Here is a 21,787-nt window from a genome sequence, read left to right as displayed (position 1 = left end):
TGTAGTACAAAATACACACCGCGGAGCGATGCCTCACGACTCCCCATAATGGGTTAAAAAATTGATCATAAAATATTAACAACATAAAATGCAGGCGCTTCGAGGATAAAAGGAAACAAACGTGCCACATCACTCCCTCTGGGAACTCATCAAACTTACCTACACGATCGGCTTTGTCGTTTCCCTGATCGTGACGTTCTTGTTAAGTAAAGACAAATCCCTGTTCATCCGATTTTTTGCGTCATTAATAGTAGGCCTAACCTGGCCGATGAGTTTTCCTGTTGTCCTGCTGTTCTCCATGTTTTGAAGCAGTGTTTATTTTCCATACAACGTGCATGATGACTCAATGCCGCAACGCCTAGGCTCGCCTTTTAGAGGGAATACCCCACAATGCGTAACATTCTGATCAGCGCCTGCCTGTCCGGCTTCCCTGTTCGCTATAACGGTACTGAAAAGAAATCTGTTGGCGAATACCTTGCCCAGTGGCGACAGCAGGAAAGGCTGATTACATTTTGCCCGGAGCTCGCTGCGGGTTTCTCAACGCCCAGACCTTCAGCGGAGATTATTCCGGCCTTGAGCGGCAATTCGGTCATCAAGGCTGGTGCCAAAGTTGTCGAAGCAACCGGTGGCGATGTAACCGAGCGTTATATCCTGGGCGCCTGGCTAACACTGCAAATGGCACAAGAGCATAACTGCCGCTTCGCTCTCCTAACGGAAGGAAGCCCATCCTGCGGCAGTCGCATCATATATAGCGGACGATTTGATGGTTCACAAACAGCAGGCAGCGGCGTCACCGCAGAATTGCTGCGCCACCACGGTATCGACGTGTTTTCCGATCGCGAGATCGAGCAGTTGATCGAACGCGTTGAATATTGCGATAACCATGCTGACGCATAGTGTCGCTGCTGTCCCATAACCAAACGCGGCAGCAGCGTTATGCAAAAACTAGCGGACAACTAAGACTGACATTTTCGCATGGCGAACGATTGCTGCGGCATTTGAACCCAGTAGATAGGTTTTCACATTCGGTCGCCGCGAACCGATGACGATTAAATCTGCATTAATCTCCTCCGCCAGCGCTAACACTTCGTCTCTAGCCGACCCGAAGCTGACGCTGCATGACAAACGCGATGCGGGAAGGTCGATCGTTTTCATCAGTGATTTCAGCTTGTCATTCGCTTTCACCACCGCCTCATTCTCAAACTCTTTTATGCCAAAAGAATAAGCAGATAAAAATGCTGACGCATCTGGGAGGGAATGAAAGAGGTGGATTGCGGCACCCGACATTTTAGCCAACCTGACGGCATGCGTAAGCGCGTGTGTAGTGAGTTCATCTTCTTCTATATCTACTGGTACCAGGATGCTCGTGTACATAATCACCTCCCCCCGTCGTGGATAACTGATTATCTGTCAGTCTGTAAGAAGCGTAGTCTGCCCCTCGTCAGCAAAATATGATCCTGTTCACTTTTACGCATGTTGCCTGCAACTTTTAACCTGATATGTGCATAAAGCAAACCGTTAGCTCACCGCCATTTACCGTTAAAGCGATCGTGAATAGATACGTGACGATTCACCCCAAGGGTGATAGCCCATTCCGGTAAAGTGAAATCCATATTGTTCATAAAAGCCGAGCAGCTCGGTGCATAAATGCAGCGCAGAAAAACCAGCACGGCGCGTTTCCTGAGCAAGATGTTCAATCAACTGCCCCGCATAACCCTTGCCACGATGGTTCTCTTCAACGTAAAGCGCACACAGCCAGGGATAAAGATCCATTCGGCTGATGAAATCATTGGTAATTAACCCTGCACCACCAATAATGTGCCCATCCTGTTCCAGCAGATACCAATCTGGCAATGGATTTTCAGCATCAATGCAGTGGTTGATACAGTCTTCGTAAAGCATCAACGTCTCATCTGATGCCCAGTGGCGTTGGAAATACTGGATCGCCCGAGCTTTGTATTCGGGCCGATTTCTGACAGAAATAATATTCAACATGAAACTAACGGCTCATCTTCCATGAAGCAACGATGTGCTCCGTGGTTTCTACCTTAATCGTGTTGCCCGGAATAATAAAATTCCGCCACACGTCGTTGTAATGCGTGATGAGCTGTTCAGCTTTCAGTTCGCCGCGATTGGCCGTCGTGTGGGCATCAGCTGCAATCGTCAACGCATAGCCGCGGCTGGCTGCATTTTTAATGGTTGCATCAACGCAATAATCCGTCGCACATCCGCAAATCGTAAGGTGGTTAACCCCCAATTCAGCCAGCACATCGGCTAACGACGTGCGGTAAAATGCATCACACGCCGTTTTGGTGATAAACAGGCTCCCCTCTGGCTGGTGCAGTTCAGATAATAGTTGCCCCCCCTTGCTGCCAGACAGCATGCCGTCTTCTTCATGCTGAATAAAAATCGTCCGATCTGCTGCATCTGAAAGCTGGTTTATCAATGCGACCGTCTGCGCTTGTCGCGCTCTTGGCGTTGTAAACACCGCATTTTGCATATCAATCACTATCAAAACCTGCATCTTTTTTTCCTTATTTCGACGCTCAACATCGGCACGCATTATCATCACGGAGGCAACGGCATGTCATCATCCCAACCCGTCAGTTCCGACTAAATCATGTCCACTATACCATGAGGATAAAATTTGATTTCCCCTGAACGCAGCAAATCAATATCAAACCAGCGAGTAACGATCGGAATACCGTTTGTCTCTATACCATGAATAATATCTTGTTGATAAAGGGACTCATCCTGAAAGCGAGCCTCATAAACAAACACAATCTCATGACCCGGCTTGCCATTGTAGGAGAAAATATTCTCTGAAACGCCCAACAGCGAAAAGTCCTTGGTCGCTGCACTGATTTCCTCCTGAACTTCCCTCTCCGCCGCGGCCTGCGACAGTTCGCCAAAATCAATGCCGCCCCCTAGTGGTAACACATAGTGCTCATTTTTTATCGGGTCATGCCCTTCGGCTAACAGAATTTTGTCATTATTGCGGAAAAGACAAACTGCTTTTGCTCTGATCTTTTGCATGCCAACGCTCCAAGTAAACTACAGCACTCTTTTGACAAAAAGACATTTATTGATAAACAGCCTGTATCACAGAAAAATGTCATCTTCTTGTACAGATCAAAATCTTATAGCGCGTAATCAAAATGCATTAATAATTTTTATGTTCAGTTAATGTTTTTCCCTTCCTCCTTTCATCTCGTTATGTTTAACTTATTGAAGTCATGTATCTCGCATAACTATTTCAGACATAATATTGGTGGAACACGATAAATTCATATTTATCCGCCTGACCATTGATCGTCGTCATCCTTTCGCATTTGGAAGCATCACTGAGTAACGCTGTGTTTATTTATCTTATCGACTGGTTTTATGCGTATGATGCGCTAAAGTTAACTAACCGTTTCTTCATATCTGGTGGATAGCGTATTAGCGCTGTCTAGCAGTGTGCGCATAAACCATGTCCAAAGCACGAAAGGGAGGAGAAGCAATGCATCCAGAGGTGTCCCAAAACGAGATCCCAACATCTGGTGGCCTCGGCCTTGATTCTCAGATCAGTGATACGGAAATACTCGGTAACATTGTGGAAGAAATCATTCAATCCGGTCATTCCGTCAGCAACAAGGCCATCATCGCTAAATTAGTCCACAAGATTGAAACAGAGGCCAATACCGCTTTTCAGGAAAAATATCGTTCCTTGCTGGAACTGGTGGTTTATAAAACGCAAGATGACTTCCTGATTTAATACGCAGTCAATGCATCACTCTATCGTTTTTCAGTAACACATATGCTTTCCAGTTCGGCATTTATTTAATGTGCTCAAGGCTATTCAGGAATACGCGAACAATAAATAACATCGGTATTTATATTGTTATTATTCTGGAGTAATAACTATCGATTTATTAATAATGAGTAACGCAGTGCTTATTTATTTTTTACCAATCGTTAGCATTCATTTCTGAATGAATAGGTGATGGGAAAATCCGCCTCGTGTCTTCACTACACGTCTCAGCATGCTCAGCTCAGAGGTTGTTACGGACAATGGCCACATCAACACCACAAGGTAAAAAAACGACTCTGGGATTTGATAGCAGAAACGAAAACGGGCTAGCCTAAGCTAACCCGTTGAATTTTTTGGCGGAGGAGTAGAGATTCGAACTCTAGAACACTTTCGCGTCGCCGGTTTTCAAGACCGGTGCCTTCAACCACTCGGCCACTCCTCCGCAATGACGCGAACTATAAACAGTGTGTGAGATCTTGTAAAGCATCACAGCGCTCGATTGCCTGAAAAATAATCTAACGCAACGCAATTGCACGTAAAAACGCCACGTGACAGATAAAATAGTGCAATTTATCTCCAGCATCACAAGACTTGCAGAACAAAATACGAGCGCTGGCACACAGAATGGAAAAACTTCAGCGTAAAGAAGGGTAAACCACCTTTAATAACGTCCTGCAACTATTTACTCTTTGACATTGGATAATAGCACCCTGAAGAGAGAGTCGCTGATATGGATCGTATTGTTGTTTCTTCTACCCGTGAAAGCTCGCTACTTAGCACTCATAAAGTGCTGCGCAACACCTATTTCCTGCTGTCGCTGACACTGGGTTTTTCTGCCGTTACCGCAACGGCAAGTACTGTACTTAACCTGCCCGCACCTGGCTTAATTCTGATGCTGGTTGGTTTTTATGGTCTGATGTTTCTGACGCACAAACTGGCGAACAGCCCTGCCGGTATTCTGGCAGCGTTCGCACTGACCGGATTCATGGGCTATACGCTGGGCCCAATTTTAAGCTCGCTGATTTCTTCCGGCGCAGGCGACATTGTCATGCTGGCCCTCGGCGGTACGGCGGTGGTGTTCTTCTGCTGTTCAGCTTATGTCTTAACGACACGTAAGGATATGTCCTTCCTGTCTGGCATGATGATGGCAGGATTCGTTGTTCTGGTTGTTGCCGTTATCGCCAATCTGTTCTTGCAGATTCCGGCTCTGCATCTGGCAATCAGTGCTCTGTTTATTCTGTTCTCTGCGGGAGCCATTCTGTGGGAAACCAGTAACATCATTCACGGTGGCGAAACCAACTACATCCGGGCAACGGTTAGCCTGTATGTCGCGATATACAATATCTTCGTTAGCCTGTTGAGCATTTTGGGCATCATGCGTAACGACTAAGCCTCGTCTATCGCCGCACCGAGAAAGCCCCATCTGGGGCTTTTTTTATTCCGGCGCAAACAGAAAAATTTGTTAAACTGCGGGCTGAACTATCGCAGTCGGAGAAAAGATGTTGGAGTTTGAAGGGCGAACAATCGCAACTGACGCGCAAGGTTACCTTATGGATAGCTCTGCATGGAGTGAAGCATTGGCTCACGTGTTAGCGGAACAGGAAGGCATCGTGTTGACTGAACCACATTGGGAAGTCGTCCGGTTTGTGAGGAATTTTTATCAGGAGTTCAATACGTCCCCCGCGATACGTATGTTGGTTAAGGCGATGGCGCAAAAGTATGGTGAGGAGAAAGGAAATAGCCGCTATCTGTATAAGCTATTTCCAAAAGGGCCAGCCAAGCAGGCAACTAAAATCGCCGGCTTACCCAAACCGGTGAAATGCATCTAGCGTCACCCAGATTCAATAGCGGATCGTAAAACTTTCATAGTCCGTCTTGCCATGTGGCTCAATAAGCACCTTATCCACTCTGGCGCTTCGTGGGCCCCCTTGTTTCAACCACTCAATCAACGCATCTACCGCATGAGGTTCACCGCTTGCGACAACCTCCACACTGCCATCATCACAATTACGCGCATACCCATTGAGTCCAAGACGCGTAGCCTGATACTGCGTGTTGTAACGAAATCCAACGCCCTGAACCGCACCATAGACATAGGCGACAGTCGCTATCTTTGTCATCTTCTCCCCCTTTCCAGCTCAGCGATCAAACAACATTTCATTAGCAGAGCTGTATCTTCTAAAAATTTACACCATACTGTTAATAATGTGTTCAGCCAGTGATTCATCAACGAACACATTACTTGAAAAAACGCTGTACGCTAAAAGGCGTTATCGGATGCGGTTGTCTTTCCTCCACGCTATCCGCAACGAGTAGAAAGTGTAATCTATTTCCAGGGGGGTGATATGATCATCTGTAAATTTGGTATCGGACAACAGATTCGTCATAGACAGCTGGGGTTTCCAGGGGTCGTTATCGATATCGATCCCGAATACTCATTAGACACACCAACCTGGGAAGAAATTAGCGGCAATGATACACCGCGCGCCGAACCGTGGTATCACGTTGTGATGGAAGATGACGAAGGCCAGCCGATTCATACTTATCTGGCAGAAGCACAGTTGATGAAGGAAGAGCTTTCTGAGCATGAGCACCCATCGCTAAACGAATTAGCCGAGGTCATTCAACGCCGTGCGCCACAGCTGCGCCATTAGTTTTTCACAACAAGCAAATACTGACGACCAAAGACAAATATTGGCGATGTTGTGGTATTCAGCATCGCCTACTATCTGCAACTTATTTTTCCAACCCCAGCCGCGGAATTTCAATTTTCGGACAGCGATCCATTACGACTTTCAGCCCGGCATCGTGAGCCAAAATTGCCGCTTGCTCATTAATGACCCCAATCTGTAGCCACAAAACGGTAGCGCCGATGGCGATGGCCTCTTTGGCTATATCATAAGCTGCCTCCGGCTGGCGAAAGACATCGACCATATCAACCGGTTTAGGAATGTCCGCTAAACTGGCATACCCTTTTTGACCTAAAAGCGTCTGGCCGGCCAGTTTGGGACTAACGGGGATAACCTCGTAGCCCTGTTTAAGCAAATACGCCATCACACCATAACTCGGGCGGGACGGATTATCGCTGGCCCCGACTAACGCAATAGTTTTTACCGTTTTCAGTACAGACTCAATATCTCTGTCATTCATGCTATTCAACCTCTCTTGCGTGATTTATTACAGTGTATCGCACATCCTACGAATAGCAGGAAATGGCTTAAAACCACCGCCATCTGTGCCTTATAGCGCGAAAAATGCCATAACACCCTGTTTCAAATTGAAACCTTTGACACATTCAGACAATTCCTCAACAATACTCGGATTACGTGCCATCTGGGAAAATTATGAAATTCGGCTTCATCACTGTCTGCCTTTTTATTGCAGGTTTAAGTACCTCAACAATTGCGGCAACAACGTTGAAATTAGATCAGAAGATCGATCTCCTTATGGTTGACGGGCAGAGGATGTCAGGCTCGTTGCTGAAAGGTGCCGATAGCCTCGAGCTGAGCAGTGGGCAACACCAGATTCTGTTCAAGGTAGTCGCTACTGTCGACCACCAAACCGGTGCGCCAGCAACCTATTTTCCTTCAACATTCATCGCGACCTTTAATACAGAAAAAGTGGCATCGGTATCATTTAAACTGCCGCCGCTGCAAACCCTTCAGGATCGCAAGAACTTTACCGCCCAGCCTGGATATCTATTGCTTGATGAAAAAAATCAGGCAATCCCCGTTCGTACCGATGCGATTGTGATTGCAGACAGTGAGCTACTCGATATAGAGCGAAAAATGTCCGAGTACAACGCGGCAGCGAAAGGCGCTTCGGTTGCTGGCTTTGCTACCGCACTGAATGAATCCGTAAGCTGGTGATTTTATACGCAGTCACCGTAGATTTTTGATACCCGTTCGCCTTTTCCTGCTTTTATCGCTTTGCACTGAAACTGCGTTTCCGTAATCTGTCTGTACCCTAGCGTCAGCTTTACTACACCAGATTGAAGGACGTAACCATGGAGTTCACCACCCGTACCATCCCCGCGCAAAAACATATTGCGCTGGTAGCACACGACCACTGTAAACAATCTTTACTGGATTGGGTTGGTACGAACAAACAACAGCTCACAGAGCACACGCTTTATGCTACCGGAACTACCGGTAACCTGATTCAATTGAACACGGGTCTGCCCGTAAAAAGCATGCTAAGTGGACCGATGGGGGGTGACCAGCAGGTTGGCGCACTCATTTCTGAAGGGAAAATCGATTTAATGATCTTCTTTTGGGATCCGCTTAACGCCGTGCCACACGATCCCGATGTGAAGGCGTTGCTGCGGCTGGCTACGGTTTGGAACATTCCTGTTGCCACCAACCGGGCAACAGCTGATTTCCTGATTAACTCAGCGCTATTTAAAGAACCGGTTCAAATCGCCATTCCTGATTATCAGCGCTACCTGCAAGACCGTCTGAAATAATATCAGCACATCACAATGGACCAGCGGCGCACTACATGTACTACACCGTCGACGCTGGTTTCTTCTGTTCTACATCTCTTTTTTGTTATCCCGGCTTACGCTGCGTCGGTACACCTAACCGATGAAGATGTTGAATAAACACCGATGGATTCGCCACATCTTGTAGCAACCAAACGCGATGCTTCGCCCTCGTCAACGCCACATACAGTAAACGTCGCTCTTCCGCATCGGGGAAATCCTCTGGTTCAGGTAATAACGCGGCCTCGATTACGGACTCTCTTGCCGGAGCCGGGAAACCGTCCTTCCCTTCATGCATACCCACGATAATGACATATTCTGCCTGCTGCCCTTTACTGGCATGCGCCGTCATGAAATCAATCTGCAAATTCGGCCATTTGGTTGCTGCCTTCTCTAAAATCGCTGGGCGTAAATGGTGATAACGCGCCAGCACGAGAATGCGTTCATCAGCTTTCACAAAACCGCTCAGTTTATCCAGAAGTGGCTCAAGCTGATCCTGAGGCAGGATGGTCACCGCTTTTTTATCTCCCTTACTCAGGCTATTAAGCGGTTTCTTCAACTGATACGGATTTTGCTGTATGAACGTGTTGGCGACTTCACCAATGCGTTCATTAAAACGGTAGGTGGTATCCAGCGCGCACTGCTCGCCAACACCGAAATGCTGTTCAAATGCTGTCGTCAACGCCAGCTCAGCACCGCTAAAACGGTAAATTGCCTGCCAGTCATCCCCTACGGCAAAAAGACAGGTACGGCTATTTTGTCGACGCAATGCTGCTAACAGCGTTGCACGCTGTGGCGAGATATCTTGAAATTCGTCCACCAGAATGTGCTTCCAGGGGCTCACAAATCGCCCTTTATCCAGCAAGTTCACAGCCTGGTGGATAAGACCGGAGAAATCGACGGCATTTTCGTCCTTAAGCGCTTTTTTCCAGGCTTTCAACAACGGCGCCATCAGGCGAATTCGTTGCTGAAACGCTGTCCGAATTGATTCTGGCGCCTGCTCAACCATTTCGCTCTGGCTGCCGCCGTGCATACGCATCAACCCTAACCAGCGCTCAAGTCGCCCGGCCAACCGCCCCGCCAGCTTCGGGTCGTTCCAGAAATCACCTTCTGGCACCTCCCACTCCAGCTCTTCCGTTAACCAACGTCGCCACCCGTTAGCCTGCGTTTTTTTCTCGGCACACTGCTGCTGCCAGTGAGAAGTCAGCAGTTCGCGACGCTGTTTCGCATCACTTTCCAGTTGGCTTATCATCGGAGCCTTGCGGCTAGCCTGCTGAATAATGTGCAATGCCAGCGCATGGAACGTCTTAGCCTGAATCTCATCCGTGTTGAGCCGCTCCCGGATGCGCTCGTTCATCTCTTCCGCCGCTTTACGACCAAATGCCAGCAGTAAAATCTGATCGGGCGTGGCTTCTTGGCGATGCATTAACCATGCCGCTCGGGCCACCAGCACGGAAGTTTTCCCGCTACCCGCACCCGCCAGTACCAGCACCCCCTCTTCACCATTAATCACCGCTTTACTCTGCGACACATTTAATGGCGAACTCTCCACCGTATCAAAGAAAGGCTGTTCTGCCGCCAGCGTGCGATCCATCCATGCCTGATTCACCGCAGTGCGCGTCTCATCGCCCTGCTCAAGCCAGCGCAAGCAATGCTGGTAGTGATCACGACAGTTATCAAAGGTTTCAAGACGAGACACAGGAAGAGGCAAAGCCCCCAGCGAATCGCGAATGGCATTTTGCAACGTTGCCAGAGTCTGACGGCTAAACCATTTGTCTTGTAGTGTCAGTGTTTGAATACTGTCCGTTTGGCGCTGCAAAACCTCAGCGCTGATCAGACTCATCTCCTCGCTCCAGTCGAGCCAGGATTTAAGAAGATGGCGGTAAAAAGCCTGCGTTTCCTGCCACTCTGTTCCGTGTAAGCGCACCACTTTTCCGGCTGGCAATTCAAATTCCAGCTCTCCCCACACCAGCCCTCTTTTACAGTGAATACTCAGCAACTGATTAAAAGGGATCAGGTATTGATGTTTATCGCCACTCACTTCGACACCGGCATTCAGTAACCGCACCCGGTTGTAAGGATGCTGGGCCAGATGTTTACCTAACGAGGTAGATTTCAGTTCCATGATGTTCGCGCCATGACTATGTGAGAGGTTATTCGTCCATTTTTATCGTTTATCTGTTCCCTAGTTTACCCGTTATCGGACTTCACGCTCTAGCCTTAAAAACAGGTTAGGATATCCTGATGCTTAATGTGATAATTCTTTTACCATCAGCGAGTTTGGGACGTTATCTGGTTACCTTACAAGTACAGGAGAGACTATGCGTACTGTGTTGAATATCCTTAATTTCGTATTAGGTGGTTTTTTCACCACGTTAGCCTGGCTTCTGGCGACAGTTGTCAGCATGCTGCTGATTTTTACCTTACCGCTAACGCGTTCATGTTGGGAAATCACCAAACTGTCGCTCTTGCCTTATGGCAATGAAGCTATCCATGTCGATGAACTACGCCCAGATGAAAAGAGTGCGATTCTCAGCGCAGGTGGATCGCTGCTGAATATCTTCTGGTTCATATTCTTTGGCTGGTGGCTTTGCCTGTCGCACATCATTACCGGTATCGCACAGTGTATTACGATCATTGGCATTCCTGTCGGCATCGCCAATTTTAAAATTGCCGCCATCGCGCTGTGGCCTGTAGGGCGTCGCGTGGTTTCCGTCGAACTGGCGCAGGCTGCACGGGAAAACAATGCCCGCCGCCACTTTCGCTAACGGCATCTAAGGATATTACGTTGCTCACCTTCGCCCCGGGAATTCGCCGCTATGTGTATAACAGCAGTTGGCTGTATACCATCCGTATCCTCATTGCACTGAGTGGTGCAGCGGCCGTTCCTTGGTGGCTGGGGCAGCCAACATCAACAATTCCCGTCACGCTTGGCGTCGTTGCGGCCGCCCTCACCGACCTTGACGATCGCCTCACAGGACGTCTGCGTAATTTGTTCATTACGCTGGCCTGCTTTTTTGTCGCTTCCGTTTCGATCGAATTGCTTTTCCCCCATCCCTGGCTGTTTGGCCTTGGTCTGGCAGTATCGACCTGTGGCTTTATTCTGCTTGGTGCATTAGGGCAGCGCTATGCAACCATCGCATTCGGCGCACTGCTGATCGCGATTTACACCATGCTGGGCATATCCCTTTACGACAACTGGTATCAGCAGCCCATCATGCTGCTGATCGGGGCCTCCTGGTACAACCTGCTGACGCTATTCGGCCATCTGATATTCCCCATCCGCCCGTTGCAGGATAACCTCGCGCAGTGTTATCAGCAGTTGGCTCGCTATCTGGATGCCAAAGCCAATCTCTTCGATCCCGATATTGAAGAAGAAACCGACAAACCCCTCATTGACGTCGCAATGGCAAACAGCCAACTGGTTGCGACACTCAACCAAACCAAGTCATCGTTGTTAACACGTCTGCGTGGCGATCGCGGCCAGCGCGGAACGCGTCAAACGCTGCACTACTATTTTGTCGCGCAGGATATTCACGAGCGGGCCAGTTCATCGCATGTTTACTATCCGCAATTGCGTGAGAAACTGCGTTATAGCGACGTTCTATTTCGCTTTCAGCGCCTGCTGAGTAGGCAAGCCAAAGCCTGTCAGCAGTTGTCGCAATCCATTCTGCTGCACCAAAAATATCAGCATGACAGCCGCATTGAGCGGGCTTTCGTGCATCTCGAATCCGCTATTGCACGTATCGCTGCCAACAACATGGCAGACGCCGCACAAATCAAAGCACTCACCTATCTCTTGAATAATCTGCGCGCCATTGATGCCCAGTTGGCGACGATCGAATCTGAACAGGCCATTGAGCAAGAAAACAACCCGGAAAACACGCTGGCAGATGACAAAATCACGGGGTGGAGCGACATCCGCTTGCGCATTAGCAGGCACCTGACGCCGCAGTCAGCACTGTTTCGTCATGCCATCCGTATGTCCGTGTTGCTCTGTAGCGGCTACGCGTTGATTCAGGTCACGGGCTTGCAACACGGTTATTGGATTCTGCTCACCAGCCTGTTTGTTTGTCAGCCCAACTATAACGCTACTCGGCGGCGGCTGACGTTGAGAATTATCGGGACATTGACCGGTATTTTGCTCGGCCTTCCCATCCTGTACTTCGTTCCTTCGCTGGAAGGACAACTAACGTTGATCGTTATTAGTGGCGTACTCTTTTTCGCCTTTCGCAACGTGCAGTACGCCCACGCGACCATGTTTATTACGCTGCTTGTCCTGCTCTGTTTCAACCTGTTGGGTGAAGGCTTTGACGTTGCGGTGCCACGCATCATTGATACGCTACTCGGGTGTGCCATCGCTTGGGCGGCAGTGAGTTTTATTTGGCCGGACTGGCGTTTTCGCGGTCTGCCAACCGTCATCAATAAGACATTGGACGCCAACTGCCGTTATCTTGATGCGATCATGGTTCAATATTATCAGGGGAAAGATAATAGCTTGCCTTATCGCATTGCCCGCCGCGATGCACATAACTGCGATGCAGAGCTGGCATCCGTCGTGTCGAATATGTCTTCAGAGCCTCATGCGACCAGAAGCAAGCTGGACAGCGCATTCCGCTTCATGTGCCTGAATCATACGTTGCTAAGCTATATTTCGACGCTCGGCGCACACCGAGGGAAAATTACCTCACCGGAAACGCTGCAATTGCTGGATGATGCCGTTTGTCGCGTTGATGATGCGCTACACTGCAGCGAAGAGGAAAGTTTGCGTATCAATCAGGGATTGAAAACCATCGCCGCCAGCCTTCAATCCCTTTCACCCGAGTCAGACAGTAAAGAATCATTAATTATTCAGCAAATCGGCCTGCTGATTGGTCTCTTACCTGAACTCGTACAGCTAAAAAATGACATGATGACACAGTGAAAACAGGTGCATTTCTTAGTGCTTTGGCCCTTTGGATACCGCATTATTTTTATACCATTCCAACAGTTCGTTGCGGATACCGCGAGGGAGTGCAGCCTGATGTGTGCCACAGATTGCACCAGCAAGCGCCAATAGCACGTTGACACTCAGATTAGCGCGAACCTTCCGCAACTCGAGATAGCTGTTTTTCGCACCATAATGCTGTAATTCATCGACATTCTTTATCCCCGCTTTCCACAGCAGCCGTTCGATATCGTGGTTAAGATTCGGAAGATCTTTTAAACGCCCATTGGTACTTCTGACAGCTTTATCATACTGTGCGCCTCCCAGTGCCAGATGGGCGAAATACAATAACTGCTCAGATTCTTGCCATAATGCTTCATCGACAAGAAAGTAATTCAACGGAACGGGCATACCGCGCTTGGTATAAATCAGATTAGGCATATCACGCTGTTGAAAATATTTTTCATCCTTCTTACTGGCGCGCAGATAAAGTTCCCCTTCCGACACCAGTCCAAAAATCGTTTTATTTGCTGCGATGCTGTAGCCACCAAATTGGGAACGCGACGTGATGTCCCCCAAAGATGAAAAAGACTGCTGAGATTGCAAAATCCTTTTTTTGCATAATTGCTTCATTGCCATAATCCTTAGTATTGAAATGATCTCTTCCTGAACAATTAAAAATATCTGTAGCAGGAACAAATAATTAACCACAGCCCCGATGCGGCTTCAAACAGTAAATGTGTTTACTGTCTCTTGCATAAGGAATATGCGAAGCGCTTTCAAAAAATCAGGTTGATTTTCACGCACACTGCATATACTGTACATACATACAGTGACACTATGGGTAGAATTCATTATGCGTACGCAATCAATCCGCTCTCACAACATCGAGCCATCATCATTTTCTGCTAATCAACACGCTGCGGAGCCCTCGGTTGCCACAGGTGGAATTATCAGCGAAATCGTGTACAACGCCGATCAACCCATAGTCACACACCTGTTATTACCGCTCTTACAACAGCTAGGCACGCAATCTCGTTGGCTGTTATGGCTTTCGCCTCAGCAAAAATTGAGCCGCCCTTGGGTCCAGCAATCTGGGCTACCGCTGGATAAAATGGTGCAACTTCACCACATCAATCCACTGTTTACGGTTGATGCCATGGAAAGGGCATTACTGACAGGGAATTACAGCGCTGTTTTGTGCTGGTTACCGCACGAATTGACGGAAGAAGAGAAGGTTCGGTTACGGCTCGCCGCACAGGCAGGAAACACTTACGGCTTTATTATGCGGCCAGAAAATGCTGGTGGGGACGCCTATAGACTGTTTCCCAGCCTTAAAATTCATTCGACATTGTATCATTAAGTAAATTAAGAATTTTCTCAGCCCATTCAGATGGTACGCCTTGTCGATCGCCGCAGAGCGGTATTCTGCGGGCTTTTTGGGTGTATTTAATACAGCCTAAAGACGTAAAATCTGTCAAAACCATCTACTATTTGTTAGCAAGTATGTATGAATCGTGCGGTTTTCTTATGATGTAAATCACATCATACTTGTAACTTTCTCATCACGTTGTAGACTTTAACTCGCTGGAGTTGCTCTTTTATAACGTCAGTTGACTGACAGTAAGTCATAAATAAGGGCAAAGTCTCCAACCAAAGGATTTTAACCAAAGGTTTATTAGCCCTCCAGGTTAATTGCCGATTTGGATGATAATGAGGCGTAAAATGAAAAAAACAGCTATCGCAGTTGCAGTGGCACTGGCTAGCTTCGCGACCGTCGCGCAAGCAGCTCCTAAAGACAATACCTGGTACACCGGTGGTAAACTGGGTGTGTCTCAATTCCACGATACTGGTTTCTACGGAAATGGTTACACCGGTGTCAACAACAACCCAATCAAAAGCAAGTTAGGCGCTGGTGCATTTGTTGGTTATCAAGCCAACCCGTACTTGGGTTTTGAACTGGGCTACGACTGGCTGGGCCGCATGAAGTATGCAGGTTCTACTTCTAACGTAGCAGACAGCGCGAGCTTCAAGGCACAGGGCGTCCAACTGGCCGCTAAACTCAGCTACCCAGTTCTGCCTGATCTGGACGTTTATACTCGTCTGGGTGGTATGGTATGGCGCGCTGACAGCCATGCAGCTACGTCAGTAAACACTGGTACAAGAGCGGACATCAACAACGACGACACTGGCGTTTCTCCGCTGGCTGCGATCGGTATTGAATACGCAATCGACAAAAACTGGGCTACGCGTGTTGACTACCAATGGGTAAGCAACATTGGTGATGCTGGTACTGTTGGTGCGCGTCCAGACAACATGCTGATGAGCGTTGGCCTGTCTTACCGCTTCGGCCAAGATGACCGCGTAGCGCCAGTTGTTGCTCCGGCTCCGACCCCAGCTCCAGCTCCAGTTGTTGAAACCAAGCGTTTCACACTGAAATCTGACGTCCTGTTCAACTTCAACAAAGCAACGCTGAAAGCAGAAGGCCAGCAATCACTGGATCAACTGTACACTCAGCTGAGCTCTCTGGATCCGAAAGACGGTTCTGTTGTTGTTCTGGGCTTCACTGACCGTTTAGGTTCAGAGCAGTACAACCAAGGCCTGTCTGAAAAACGCGCACAGAGCGTCGTTGATTACTTGGTTTCTAAAGGTATCCCTGCGAACAAAGTCTCTGCTCGTGGCTTGGGTAAATCTCAACCCGTTACTGGTTCTACCTGTGACAACGTGAAACCTCGTGCTGCGCTGATCGACTGTCTGGCACCGGATCGTCGCGTAGAGATCGAAGTTAAAGGCATCAAAGACGTGGTAACTCAGCCTCAGGCTTAAGTTATTAACGAAAAAAACCTCGCTTCGGCGAGGTTTTTTTATGCCGGACATCCTTGTCCGTCACCCTGTGGGTCGTTGCTGCGCAACGTTGAAAAACGCTCCCTGCGTTTTTTTATGCGCGTTTGTCAGCAAAATAAAATGACAAAATCCGATCACGTCTCGTCTTTATTCAGAATGGCTTTAAGATCCTGCTTAAGCAGCGACATCTGGCTGGCATATTTTTCTTTGTGCTCAGCATCTTCAATTAACTGCACAATCGTTTCTGATAAAGTCACGCCGCGTCTCTGAGCGAGAGCTGCAAGGCGCTGCCAGACCAGGTATTCCAAATCGATCGACTTCTTGCGTGTATGCTGGTGTTCTGCGTTGAAATGGCGTTTGCGCCGTGCGCGAATCGTTTGCTTCATCCGGTTTTCTAAGGTGGGATTCATACATTGCGCAATCCACTCCAGTACTTTCACCGGCTGGTTTTCCATTTTAAGCAATACCTGTACGGCATCATCAGCAGCGCTTTGCTCGAGAAAACGCGTAATCTCTTCTCCCTCCCGATGCTTCTTCACCAGGTATTTCCATTTCCACCCGCACTCAAGATTTTCTAGTTGTTGATATTTCATATTAAATTCTTCAGTGACCGCGTAACATGACTTTCAGCATAACAGTTTTCCCTGATTTTGACCGCTTTCTGGCGGTTTTCTGACAGCCTTTAAGACGATTAGCCAAACGTGGTCCGAGCTTCACCGTATGAAAGATGACTCTCCTTATGTGAAGTCTAGATTATTCTTGTATAATCACGCTTTTCCTTCAGACGATTACATTGATACTTTGACCAGTAACCGACTCTCATGGCAGCATTTACTGCCCAATAATACGCCTTATCAAACGCTATTCACTCAGGCAGCTCAACTTGCTCCTGCTGAATTCTCCGCTATTCAGTCACGTCTGGCAGATAGCCTGACGCTCTTTTGCCACCCTCGTTCACCTTCGCGCTTTATGCTGTTGAAAGCGCAGGAGAATGATGAATATATGGCATTGATCGCCCGTGCGCTGAGCGCCATCAGGCCAGACTCCGGGGAGATACATGGCAGTAAATATATCATTGAGGGTCGTCATATCCGGGTCGAACCCGCCATACAGCCTGCGGATAACTTTGCCGCACAGCAATCCTGTGGTTATCAGGAATGGATTGAACCTGAACAGCTCTTCGGCTGCATGCGCAGTTTTCACGATGAAATCACGCTGCACCCAGGGCTGATTCACCAGGTTAATGGTGGTACATTGATCCTGTCGGCCAGAGCACTGCTGGCTCAGCCTTTGATGTGGCTGCGTCTGAAACAGATTATGGCTGAAGGCATCTATCGTTGGCTGTCGCCAGACGAGCGTAAGCCACTTCCTGTTGATGTGCCACCGATGCCGCTTGATATTCGCCTGATTATTCTCGGTGACCGCGAAAGTCTGGCAGATATTCATGATATGGAACCGGAATTAGGCGAACACGCGATTTACGGTGAGTTCGAAGCGCAATTGCAGTTGATTGAAACTGACGATATGGCGCGCTGGTGCTCCTACATCAATGCGCTATGCAGCGAAAATCAGCTACCGCTGCTGGATGCGGATGCCTGGCCTGCATTAGTGAACGTGGCGATACGCTACAGCGGCGATCAAGGCAATTTGCCATTATGCCCGCGTTGGCTAATCGGCCAGTTAAAATATGCATCTCTATATGCCAGAGATGGTCAGATCACAGAGCAGGCGCTGGTTGACGCCGTTGCTGCTCGCCAATGGCGTGAAGGCTACCTTCGTGAACGCATGCAGGATGAAATCGAATTAGGCCAGATCCTGATCGAAACGGAAGGTGAAATCGTCGGCCAGATTAATGGACTTTCCGTATTGGAATTCCCAGGCTACCCCGTAGCCTTTGGCGAGCCGACACGTATCAGCTGCGTGGTTCACGCTGGCGACGGTGAATTTACCGACGTTGAGCGCAAAGCCGAACTTGCTGGCAATTTACACGCCAAGGGTATGATGATCATGCAGGCGTTCCTGATTACAGAACTGGAGCTTGATCAACAGCTGCCCTTCTCGGCTTCCATCGTCTTCGAGCAATCGTACAGCGAAGTTGATGGTGACAGTGCCTCACTGGCAGAGCTGTGTGCGCTGGTAAGCGCCCTCTCCTTCCGGCCAATCAATCAGCAGTTCGCTGTGACCGGCTCTGTCGATCAATTTGGTCACGTGCAGCCAATTGGCGGCGTGAATGAGAAAATCGAAGGTTTCTTTGAAGTCTGCCAGCGTCGTGGGCTGACGGGAACACAGGGCGTGATTTTACCTGCGGCTAATCTACGTCATCTCTGTTTACAGGAAGATGTCGTTGAAGCCGTACGCGAAGGGAAATTCCATCTTTTCCCGGTAGAAACTGCGCCGGAAGCGTTGTCATTATTGACCAACTTCGCTTATGACGATGAGCAACAGCCAAACCTGCTGTCCGCCATTCGTGAACGAATTGGACAACTTGCACCGCAAGAACGTAGACGTTTCCCTTGGTTTTTCCGTTAAACCAACTGGTTTAACCAGACGCAACAGACTTGCCCAGCGTACAGGTGTACGCTAACCTGCGTGCTTCATTAAAACAAGGCTTACAGAGACCATGGTAGATAAACGCGAATCCTATACAAAAGAAGACCTCCTTGCCTCCAGTCGTGGTGAACTGTTCGGCCCGCAAGGCCCTCAGTTGCCAGCCCCTAACATGCTAATGATGGACCGCGTCGTTAAAATGACGGAAGACGGCGGTAAGTATGGCAAAGGCTATGTGGAAGCCGAATTGGATATCACGCCTGACCTGTGGTTCTTCGGTTGCCATTTCATCGGCGATCCGGTGATGCCCGGCTGCCTCGGTCTGGATGCCATGTGGCAATTAGTCGGCTTTTATCTGGGCTGGCTGGGTGGCGAAGGCAAAGGCCGCGCGCTCGGCGTGGGTGAAGTCAAATTCACCGGACAAGTACTGCCGACAGCGAAGAAAGTGACTTATCGCATTCACTTTAAACGCGTGATCAATCGCCGTTTAGTGATGGGTATTGCTGATGGCGAAGTACTGGTTGACGGTCAGCAGATCTATACCGCTGACGAACTGAAAGTGGGTCTGTTCAAAGACACCAGCGCTTTCTAAGCACCAGATAGCACTGCGGGCGAAAAACCTTTCGCCCGCGTTATCCGTTTATTTATCCAATATTATCTCACCACAGCTTAAATCACTCGCCCTATCATGATGGGCTTTTCAGCTCATTGGTGATCGACTGCCGCACGTCTTGCGGTATCTTCAATTCGGTCGCTAACGCATCCAGATAGCTTTTCTCCATGAAGTGATCGACATCAATGACCGCACAGCTCAGGAAGTAGACCTCAAGCGCCTCTTCCTCATTTTTCACATCTTTCGCCAGCAGAATCGGATCAAGCGGTTGTTCTATAGCTTCCTGCACCCAGCGGTGCGCTTCACTACCCAGTTGCAGTTGCTGAATATTTTCATCAATACGCTGTTTCTCCGTCGCATCAATATGGCCGTCGCTCTTGGCAGCAAAAACCAAAGCCTGAATCAGACGGCGGGCACGAATATTTTCGCCCGAGGACTGGGTGCCAAACTGTGGATCGTCCTGATGCGTGTCACGAACGCGTTTTTTGTACTGGTTCCACAACACCACGCCCGCTGCCGCACTACCGCCAATGATCAACGCATTTTTGCCTAATGAACCCATGATTTTCCGCGTGGATTTATTCGACAACAACACGCCCGCCAAACCGCCCAGCGCAGCAGGCTTCAGCATATCGCCCAAATTGCCGTTTTTCCCCCCTTGATGCTGATTCCCCTGCTTGCTACCAGAGCCCAATAAGCCCTGAATCTGTTGCAGCCAATTATTCATTTTCATTCCTCAAGGAAAAGTGACATCACTGATGGTGTTGTCACTCATAGTAATGGTGCGGAAGGCGTTTGTTTGTCAGATTGTGTATAGCAATGAAAAGTATGGGCCGCACTGTCTCTACGGCCATCTGGGCGATCCATCTTGCTATGCAGGAAACGTCACGACGCTGACTTCAGCGGTGCTTTTCTCACTGGGATATTTCCGGAAACATAGTAGCGCGCTTTGCTACGCGGCAGCGGCTGGCGCCGGCGGATTCGGTCGGCAATTTTCTCGGCAATCATGATGGTTGTCGCATTCAGGTTACCGGTAATAATTTGCGGCATGATGGAAGCATCCACCACGCGTAGCCCTTCCATACCGTGAACCCGGCCTTGCCCATCAACCACCGCCATCTCATCCTCACCCATCTTACAGGAGCAGGAGGGATGGAATGCCGTCTCGGCGTGATTGCGGATAAACTCGTCCAGTTCCTCATCCGTCTGAACCTCCAACCCAGGACTGATCTCTCGCCCACGGTATTTATCCAGCGCTGGCTGCGCCATGATTTCACGCGTAATGCGGATCGCGTCGCGAAATTCCTGCCAATCTTGCTCCGTCGACATATAGTTGAACAAAATGCTGGGGTGCTCGCGGGCGTCTTTGGATCGTACCTGTACACGCCCCCGACTGAGTGAACGCATTGAGCCAACGTGCGCCTGAAATCCGTGCTCTTTCACCGCATTACTGCCATTGTAATTAATCGCGACGGGCAAAAAGTGGTATTGAATATTCGGCCAGGTGAACTCATCCCGGCTGCGAATAAAGCCACCCGCTTCGAACTGGTTGCTGGCACCAATGCCTGTGCCGTTGAACAACCATTCCGCGCCGATTTTAGGCTGGTTAAACCACTGCAACGCCGGATACAGCGATACCGGTTCTTTGCAAGCGTATTGCAAATACATTTCCAGATGGTCCTGCAAGTTTTCACCGACACCGGGCAAATTGTGCACCACAGGAATATCGAGACGCTGGAGCAAATCTTTCGGCCCCACGCCAGAACGTTGCAGGATTTGCGGCGAGGCGATTGCGCCAGCACACAGCAGCACCTCGCGGCGTGCCTTCGCCGTCTGCGCACTTTCCCCTTTAAAGTAAGCCACGCCAACGGCACGTTTTCCGTCAAAGAGAATCTTGTCGGTTAAGGCGTGCGTCATGATGGTCAGATTTTTACGGCCTTTTGCCTGATCCAGATAGCCTCGCGCGGTGCTGGCGCGACGCCCTTTCGGCGTGACGGTTCTATCCATCGGGCCAAAGCCTTCCTGCTGATAGCCGTTAAGATCGTCTGTACGTGGATAACCCGCCTGCACACCCGCTTCAACCATCGCGTGAAACAATTCGCTGTTTCCCATCTTCGGCGTGGTCACCGAAACAGGACCGCTCGCGCCATGATAATCATTCGATCCCACATCCCGTGTTTCCGCTTTACGGAAATACGGCAGGCAGTCAAGGTAACTCCAGTCTTCCAGACCTGGCATGGACGCCCAGTTATCAAAATCCATCGCATTGCCACGGATGTAGCACATGCCGTTAATCAGCGATGAACCACCCAGCCCTTTGCCGCGGCCACATTCCATGCGGCGATTATTCATGTGAGGTTCTGGGTCGGTTTCATAAGCCCAGTTATAGCGCTTCCCCTGCAATGGGAAAGCTAATGCCGCAGGCATTTGCGTGCGAAAATCCAGCCGATAGTCCGGGCCGCCCGCCTCAAGCAGTAGCACGCTTACGTCGCTTTCTTCTGTTAAACGCGTTGCCAGCACATTGCCGGCGGAACCAGCTCCGATAATGATGTAATCATATTCCATTAGGCTTTCTCCCCT

Annotated in this window: 25 protein-coding genes and 1 tRNA gene; 14 read left to right on the top strand and 12 right to left on the bottom strand. The window is 49.2% G+C overall.

Features of this window, described 5'->3' with window-relative positions:
- Positions 1-121 precede the first annotated feature (121 nt).
- Positions 122-307 carry a GhoT/OrtT family toxin gene (locus EO763_RS08880; protein WP_161528716.1) on the top strand — a complete coding sequence of 62 codons (186 nt, stop codon included), beginning with the start codon at positions 122-124 and terminating at the stop codon, positions 305-307.
- 83 nt (positions 308-390) lie between these two features.
- Complete coding sequence (locus tag EO763_RS08875; RefSeq protein ID WP_161528715.1) at positions 391-897, top strand: 2-thiouracil desulfurase family protein; 507 nt, start codon at positions 391-393, stop codon at positions 895-897.
- Between the two features lie 48 nt (positions 898-945).
- On the opposite strand, the gene EO763_RS08870 is transcribed toward EO763_RS08875, so the two are convergent.
- The 4 genes from EO763_RS08870 to EO763_RS08855 form a co-directional block, all read right to left on the bottom strand.
- Entirely contained in the window at positions 946-1,374 is a 429-nt protein-coding gene (locus EO763_RS08870) for a universal stress protein (protein ID WP_010297151.1), read from the bottom strand.
- Between the two features lie 165 nt (positions 1,375-1,539).
- Positions 1,540-1,995 (bottom strand): GNAT family N-acetyltransferase, encoded by a 456-nt coding sequence (locus EO763_RS08865; protein WP_161528714.1) that lies wholly within the window; start codon positions 1,993-1,995, stop codon positions 1,540-1,542.
- 4 nt (positions 1,996-1,999) lie between these two features.
- Positions 2,000-2,524: an isochorismatase family protein gene (locus EO763_RS08860; protein ID WP_161528713.1), complete on the bottom strand. Its 525-nt coding sequence runs from the start codon at positions 2,522-2,524 to the stop codon at positions 2,000-2,002.
- Positions 2,525-2,613: 89 nt separating this feature from the next.
- Complete coding sequence (locus tag EO763_RS08855) at positions 2,614-3,036, bottom strand: NUDIX hydrolase (RefSeq protein WP_161528712.1); 423 nt, start codon at positions 3,034-3,036, stop codon at positions 2,614-2,616.
- A 436-nt stretch (positions 3,037-3,472) separates the two neighbouring features.
- Between EO763_RS08855 and EO763_RS08850 the strand changes: the two genes are divergently transcribed.
- Positions 3,473-3,757, top strand: a complete 285-nt coding sequence (locus EO763_RS08850; protein ID WP_226310932.1) for a biofilm/acid-resistance regulator YmgB/AriR — start codon at positions 3,473-3,475, stop codon at positions 3,755-3,757.
- Positions 3,758-4,147: 390 nt separating this feature from the next.
- Here the strand turns inward: EO763_RS08850 and EO763_RS08845 are convergent.
- A tRNA-Ser gene (locus EO763_RS08845) sits at positions 4,148-4,235 on the bottom strand.
- Between the two features lie 288 nt (positions 4,236-4,523).
- Here EO763_RS08845 and yccA point away from each other — a divergent pair.
- Both yccA and tusE read left to right on the top strand, forming a co-directional pair.
- Positions 4,524-5,183, top strand: a complete 660-nt coding sequence (gene yccA, locus EO763_RS08840) for an FtsH protease modulator YccA (RefSeq protein WP_103860384.1) — start codon at positions 4,524-4,526, stop codon at positions 5,181-5,183.
- 109 nt (positions 5,184-5,292) lie between these two features.
- A complete protein-coding gene (gene tusE, locus EO763_RS08835) occupies positions 5,293-5,622 on the top strand; it encodes a sulfurtransferase TusE (RefSeq protein WP_161528711.1) in 330 nt (109 codons plus the stop codon).
- Between the two features lie 12 nt (positions 5,623-5,634).
- Here the strand turns inward: tusE and yccX are convergent, their stop codons facing one another.
- Positions 5,635-5,913 carry an acylphosphatase gene (gene yccX, locus EO763_RS08830; RefSeq protein WP_161528710.1) on the bottom strand — a complete coding sequence of 93 codons (279 nt, stop codon included), beginning with the start codon at positions 5,911-5,913 and terminating at the stop codon, positions 5,635-5,637.
- A gap of 225 nt (positions 5,914-6,138) precedes the next feature.
- Between yccX and hspQ the strand changes: the two genes are divergently transcribed.
- A complete protein-coding gene (gene hspQ / locus EO763_RS08825; RefSeq protein WP_103860380.1) occupies positions 6,139-6,447 on the top strand; it encodes a heat shock protein HspQ in 309 nt (102 codons plus the stop codon).
- Positions 6,448-6,529: 82 nt separating this feature from the next.
- On the opposite strand, the gene EO763_RS08820 is transcribed toward hspQ, so the two are convergent.
- Positions 6,530-6,943, bottom strand: coding sequence for a CoA-binding protein (locus EO763_RS08820; RefSeq protein ID WP_103941458.1), 414 nt, complete (start codon positions 6,941-6,943; stop codon positions 6,530-6,532).
- Positions 6,944-7,137: 194 nt separating this feature from the next.
- Between EO763_RS08820 and EO763_RS08815 the strand changes: the two genes are divergently transcribed.
- Both EO763_RS08815 and EO763_RS08810 read left to right on the top strand, forming a co-directional pair.
- Entirely contained in the window at positions 7,138-7,662 is a 525-nt protein-coding gene (locus EO763_RS08815; protein WP_161528709.1) for a DUF2057 family protein, read from the top strand.
- Positions 7,663-7,799: 137 nt separating this feature from the next.
- Positions 7,800-8,258 carry a methylglyoxal synthase gene (locus tag EO763_RS08810; protein ID WP_010276040.1) on the top strand — a complete coding sequence of 153 codons (459 nt, stop codon included), beginning with the start codon at positions 7,800-7,802 and terminating at the stop codon, positions 8,256-8,258.
- An 85-nt stretch (positions 8,259-8,343) separates the two neighbouring features.
- Here the strand turns inward: EO763_RS08810 and helD are convergent, their stop codons facing one another.
- The gene (gene helD / locus EO763_RS08805; protein ID WP_161528708.1) at positions 8,344-10,401 is read right to left on the bottom strand and encodes a DNA helicase IV; all 2,058 of its coding nucleotides are present in this window, start codon (positions 10,399-10,401) and stop codon (positions 8,344-8,346) included.
- A 196-nt stretch (positions 10,402-10,597) separates the two neighbouring features.
- Between helD and EO763_RS08800 the strand changes: the two genes are divergently transcribed.
- On the top strand, positions 10,598-11,044 hold the full coding sequence (locus tag EO763_RS08800; protein ID WP_161528707.1) for a YccF domain-containing protein: 447 nt from the start codon (positions 10,598-10,600) through the stop codon (positions 11,042-11,044).
- A gap of 20 nt (positions 11,045-11,064) precedes the next feature.
- Complete coding sequence (gene yccS / locus EO763_RS08795) at positions 11,065-13,200, top strand: YccS family putative transporter (protein WP_161528706.1); 2,136 nt, start codon at positions 11,065-11,067, stop codon at positions 13,198-13,200.
- Positions 13,201-13,215: 15 nt separating this feature from the next.
- Here yccS and EO763_RS08790 read toward each other — a convergent pair whose 3' ends face one another.
- On the bottom strand, positions 13,216-13,836 hold the full coding sequence (locus EO763_RS08790) for a TfoX/Sxy family DNA transformation protein (RefSeq protein ID WP_010305607.1): 621 nt from the start codon (positions 13,834-13,836) through the stop codon (positions 13,216-13,218).
- A 223-nt stretch (positions 13,837-14,059) separates the two neighbouring features.
- Here EO763_RS08790 and sulA point away from each other — a divergent pair, with 223 nt between their 5' ends.
- On the top strand, positions 14,060-14,566 hold the full coding sequence (sulA, locus tag EO763_RS08785) for an SOS-induced cell division inhibitor SulA (protein WP_039494953.1): 507 nt from the start codon (positions 14,060-14,062) through the stop codon (positions 14,564-14,566).
- 362 nt (positions 14,567-14,928) lie between these two features.
- Positions 14,929-16,029 (top strand): porin OmpA, encoded by a 1,101-nt coding sequence (ompA, locus tag EO763_RS08780; protein ID WP_161528705.1) that lies wholly within the window; start codon positions 14,929-14,931, stop codon positions 16,027-16,029.
- Between the two features lie 152 nt (positions 16,030-16,181).
- On the opposite strand, the gene matP is transcribed toward ompA, so the two are convergent.
- On the bottom strand, positions 16,182-16,640 hold the full coding sequence (gene matP / locus EO763_RS08775) for a macrodomain Ter protein MatP (protein WP_161528704.1): 459 nt from the start codon (positions 16,638-16,640) through the stop codon (positions 16,182-16,184).
- A 166-nt stretch (positions 16,641-16,806) separates the two neighbouring features.
- Between matP and EO763_RS08770 the strand changes: the two genes are divergently transcribed.
- Together EO763_RS08770 and fabA are read left to right on the top strand one after the other, a co-directional pair.
- Complete coding sequence (locus EO763_RS08770) at positions 16,807-18,576, top strand: AAA family ATPase (protein WP_161528703.1); 1,770 nt, start codon at positions 16,807-16,809, stop codon at positions 18,574-18,576.
- A gap of 91 nt (positions 18,577-18,667) precedes the next feature.
- Entirely contained in the window at positions 18,668-19,186 is a 519-nt protein-coding gene (gene fabA, locus EO763_RS08765; RefSeq protein ID WP_039353100.1) for a bifunctional 3-hydroxydecanoyl-ACP dehydratase/trans-2-decenoyl-ACP isomerase, read from the top strand.
- A 94-nt stretch (positions 19,187-19,280) separates the two neighbouring features.
- Here the strand turns inward: fabA and EO763_RS08760 are convergent, their stop codons facing one another.
- Both EO763_RS08760 and betA read right to left on the bottom strand, forming a co-directional pair.
- Positions 19,281-19,934 (bottom strand): tellurite resistance TerB family protein, encoded by a 654-nt coding sequence (locus EO763_RS08760; RefSeq protein ID WP_080738436.1) that lies wholly within the window; start codon positions 19,932-19,934, stop codon positions 19,281-19,283.
- A 158-nt stretch (positions 19,935-20,092) separates the two neighbouring features.
- Complete coding sequence (gene betA, locus EO763_RS08755; RefSeq protein WP_161528702.1) at positions 20,093-21,772, bottom strand: choline dehydrogenase; 1,680 nt, start codon at positions 21,770-21,772, stop codon at positions 20,093-20,095.
- Between the last annotated feature and the right edge of the window lie 15 nt (positions 21,773-21,787).

The sequence above is a fragment of the Pectobacterium odoriferum genome (genome assembly GCF_009931295.1).
GTDB lineage: Bacteria > Pseudomonadota > Gammaproteobacteria > Enterobacterales > Enterobacteriaceae > Pectobacterium > Pectobacterium odoriferum.
Note: the sequence above shows the minus strand (reverse complement) of the source record. Positions and strands in the feature narration are given on the sequence as shown.

What these genes read in the sequence shown, in the direction of transcription:
- EO763_RS08815 (WP_161528709.1), top strand. Translation starts at nt 7,138, where the DNA reads ATGAAATTCGGCTTCATCACTGTCTGCCTTTTTATTGCAGGTTTAAGT.
- EO763_RS08810 (WP_010276040.1), top strand. Translation starts at nt 7,800, where the DNA reads ATGGAGTTCACCACCCGTACCATCCCCGCGCAAAAACATATTGCGCTG.
- EO763_RS08790 (WP_010305607.1), bottom strand. Translation starts at nt 13,836, where the DNA reads ATGAAGCAATTATGCAAAAAAAGGATTTTGCAATCTCAGCAGTCTTTT.
- yccX (WP_161528710.1), bottom strand. Translation starts at nt 5,913, where the DNA reads ATGACAAAGATAGCGACTGTCGCCTATGTCTATGGTGCGGTTCAGGGC.
- EO763_RS08820 (WP_103941458.1), bottom strand. Translation starts at nt 6,943, where the DNA reads ATGAATGACAGAGATATTGAGTCTGTACTGAAAACGGTAAAAACTATT.
- sulA (WP_039494953.1), top strand. Translation starts at nt 14,060, where the DNA reads ATGCGTACGCAATCAATCCGCTCTCACAACATCGAGCCATCATCATTT.
- helD (WP_161528708.1), bottom strand. Translation starts at nt 10,401, where the DNA reads ATGGAACTGAAATCTACCTCGTTAGGTAAACATCTGGCCCAGCATCCT.
- matP (WP_161528704.1), bottom strand. Translation starts at nt 16,640, where the DNA reads ATGAAATATCAACAACTAGAAAATCTTGAGTGCGGGTGGAAATGGAAA.
- tusE (WP_161528711.1), top strand. Translation starts at nt 5,293, where the DNA reads ATGTTGGAGTTTGAAGGGCGAACAATCGCAACTGACGCGCAAGGTTAC.
- EO763_RS08875 (WP_161528715.1), top strand. Translation starts at nt 391, where the DNA reads ATGCGTAACATTCTGATCAGCGCCTGCCTGTCCGGCTTCCCTGTTCGC.
- fabA (WP_039353100.1), top strand. Translation starts at nt 18,668, where the DNA reads ATGGTAGATAAACGCGAATCCTATACAAAAGAAGACCTCCTTGCCTCC.
- EO763_RS08860 (WP_161528713.1), bottom strand. Translation starts at nt 2,524, where the DNA reads ATGCAGGTTTTGATAGTGATTGATATGCAAAATGCGGTGTTTACAACG.
- EO763_RS08800 (WP_161528707.1), top strand. Translation starts at nt 10,598, where the DNA reads ATGCGTACTGTGTTGAATATCCTTAATTTCGTATTAGGTGGTTTTTTC.
- ompA (WP_161528705.1), top strand. Translation starts at nt 14,929, where the DNA reads ATGAAAAAAACAGCTATCGCAGTTGCAGTGGCACTGGCTAGCTTCGCG.
- betA (WP_161528702.1), bottom strand. Translation starts at nt 21,772, where the DNA reads ATGGAATATGATTACATCATTATCGGAGCTGGTTCCGCCGGCAATGTG.
- EO763_RS08760 (WP_080738436.1), bottom strand. Translation starts at nt 19,934, where the DNA reads ATGAATAATTGGCTGCAACAGATTCAGGGCTTATTGGGCTCTGGTAGC.
- EO763_RS08870 (WP_010297151.1), bottom strand. Translation starts at nt 1,374, where the DNA reads ATGTACACGAGCATCCTGGTACCAGTAGATATAGAAGAAGATGAACTC.
- EO763_RS08865 (WP_161528714.1), bottom strand. Translation starts at nt 1,995, where the DNA reads ATGTTGAATATTATTTCTGTCAGAAATCGGCCCGAATACAAAGCTCGG.
- yccA (WP_103860384.1), top strand. Translation starts at nt 4,524, where the DNA reads ATGGATCGTATTGTTGTTTCTTCTACCCGTGAAAGCTCGCTACTTAGC.
- EO763_RS08855 (WP_161528712.1), bottom strand. Translation starts at nt 3,036, where the DNA reads ATGCAAAAGATCAGAGCAAAAGCAGTTTGTCTTTTCCGCAATAATGAC.
- hspQ (WP_103860380.1), top strand. Translation starts at nt 6,139, where the DNA reads ATGATCATCTGTAAATTTGGTATCGGACAACAGATTCGTCATAGACAG.
- EO763_RS08850 (WP_226310932.1), top strand. Translation starts at nt 3,473, where the DNA reads ATGTCCAAAGCACGAAAGGGAGGAGAAGCAATGCATCCAGAGGTGTCC.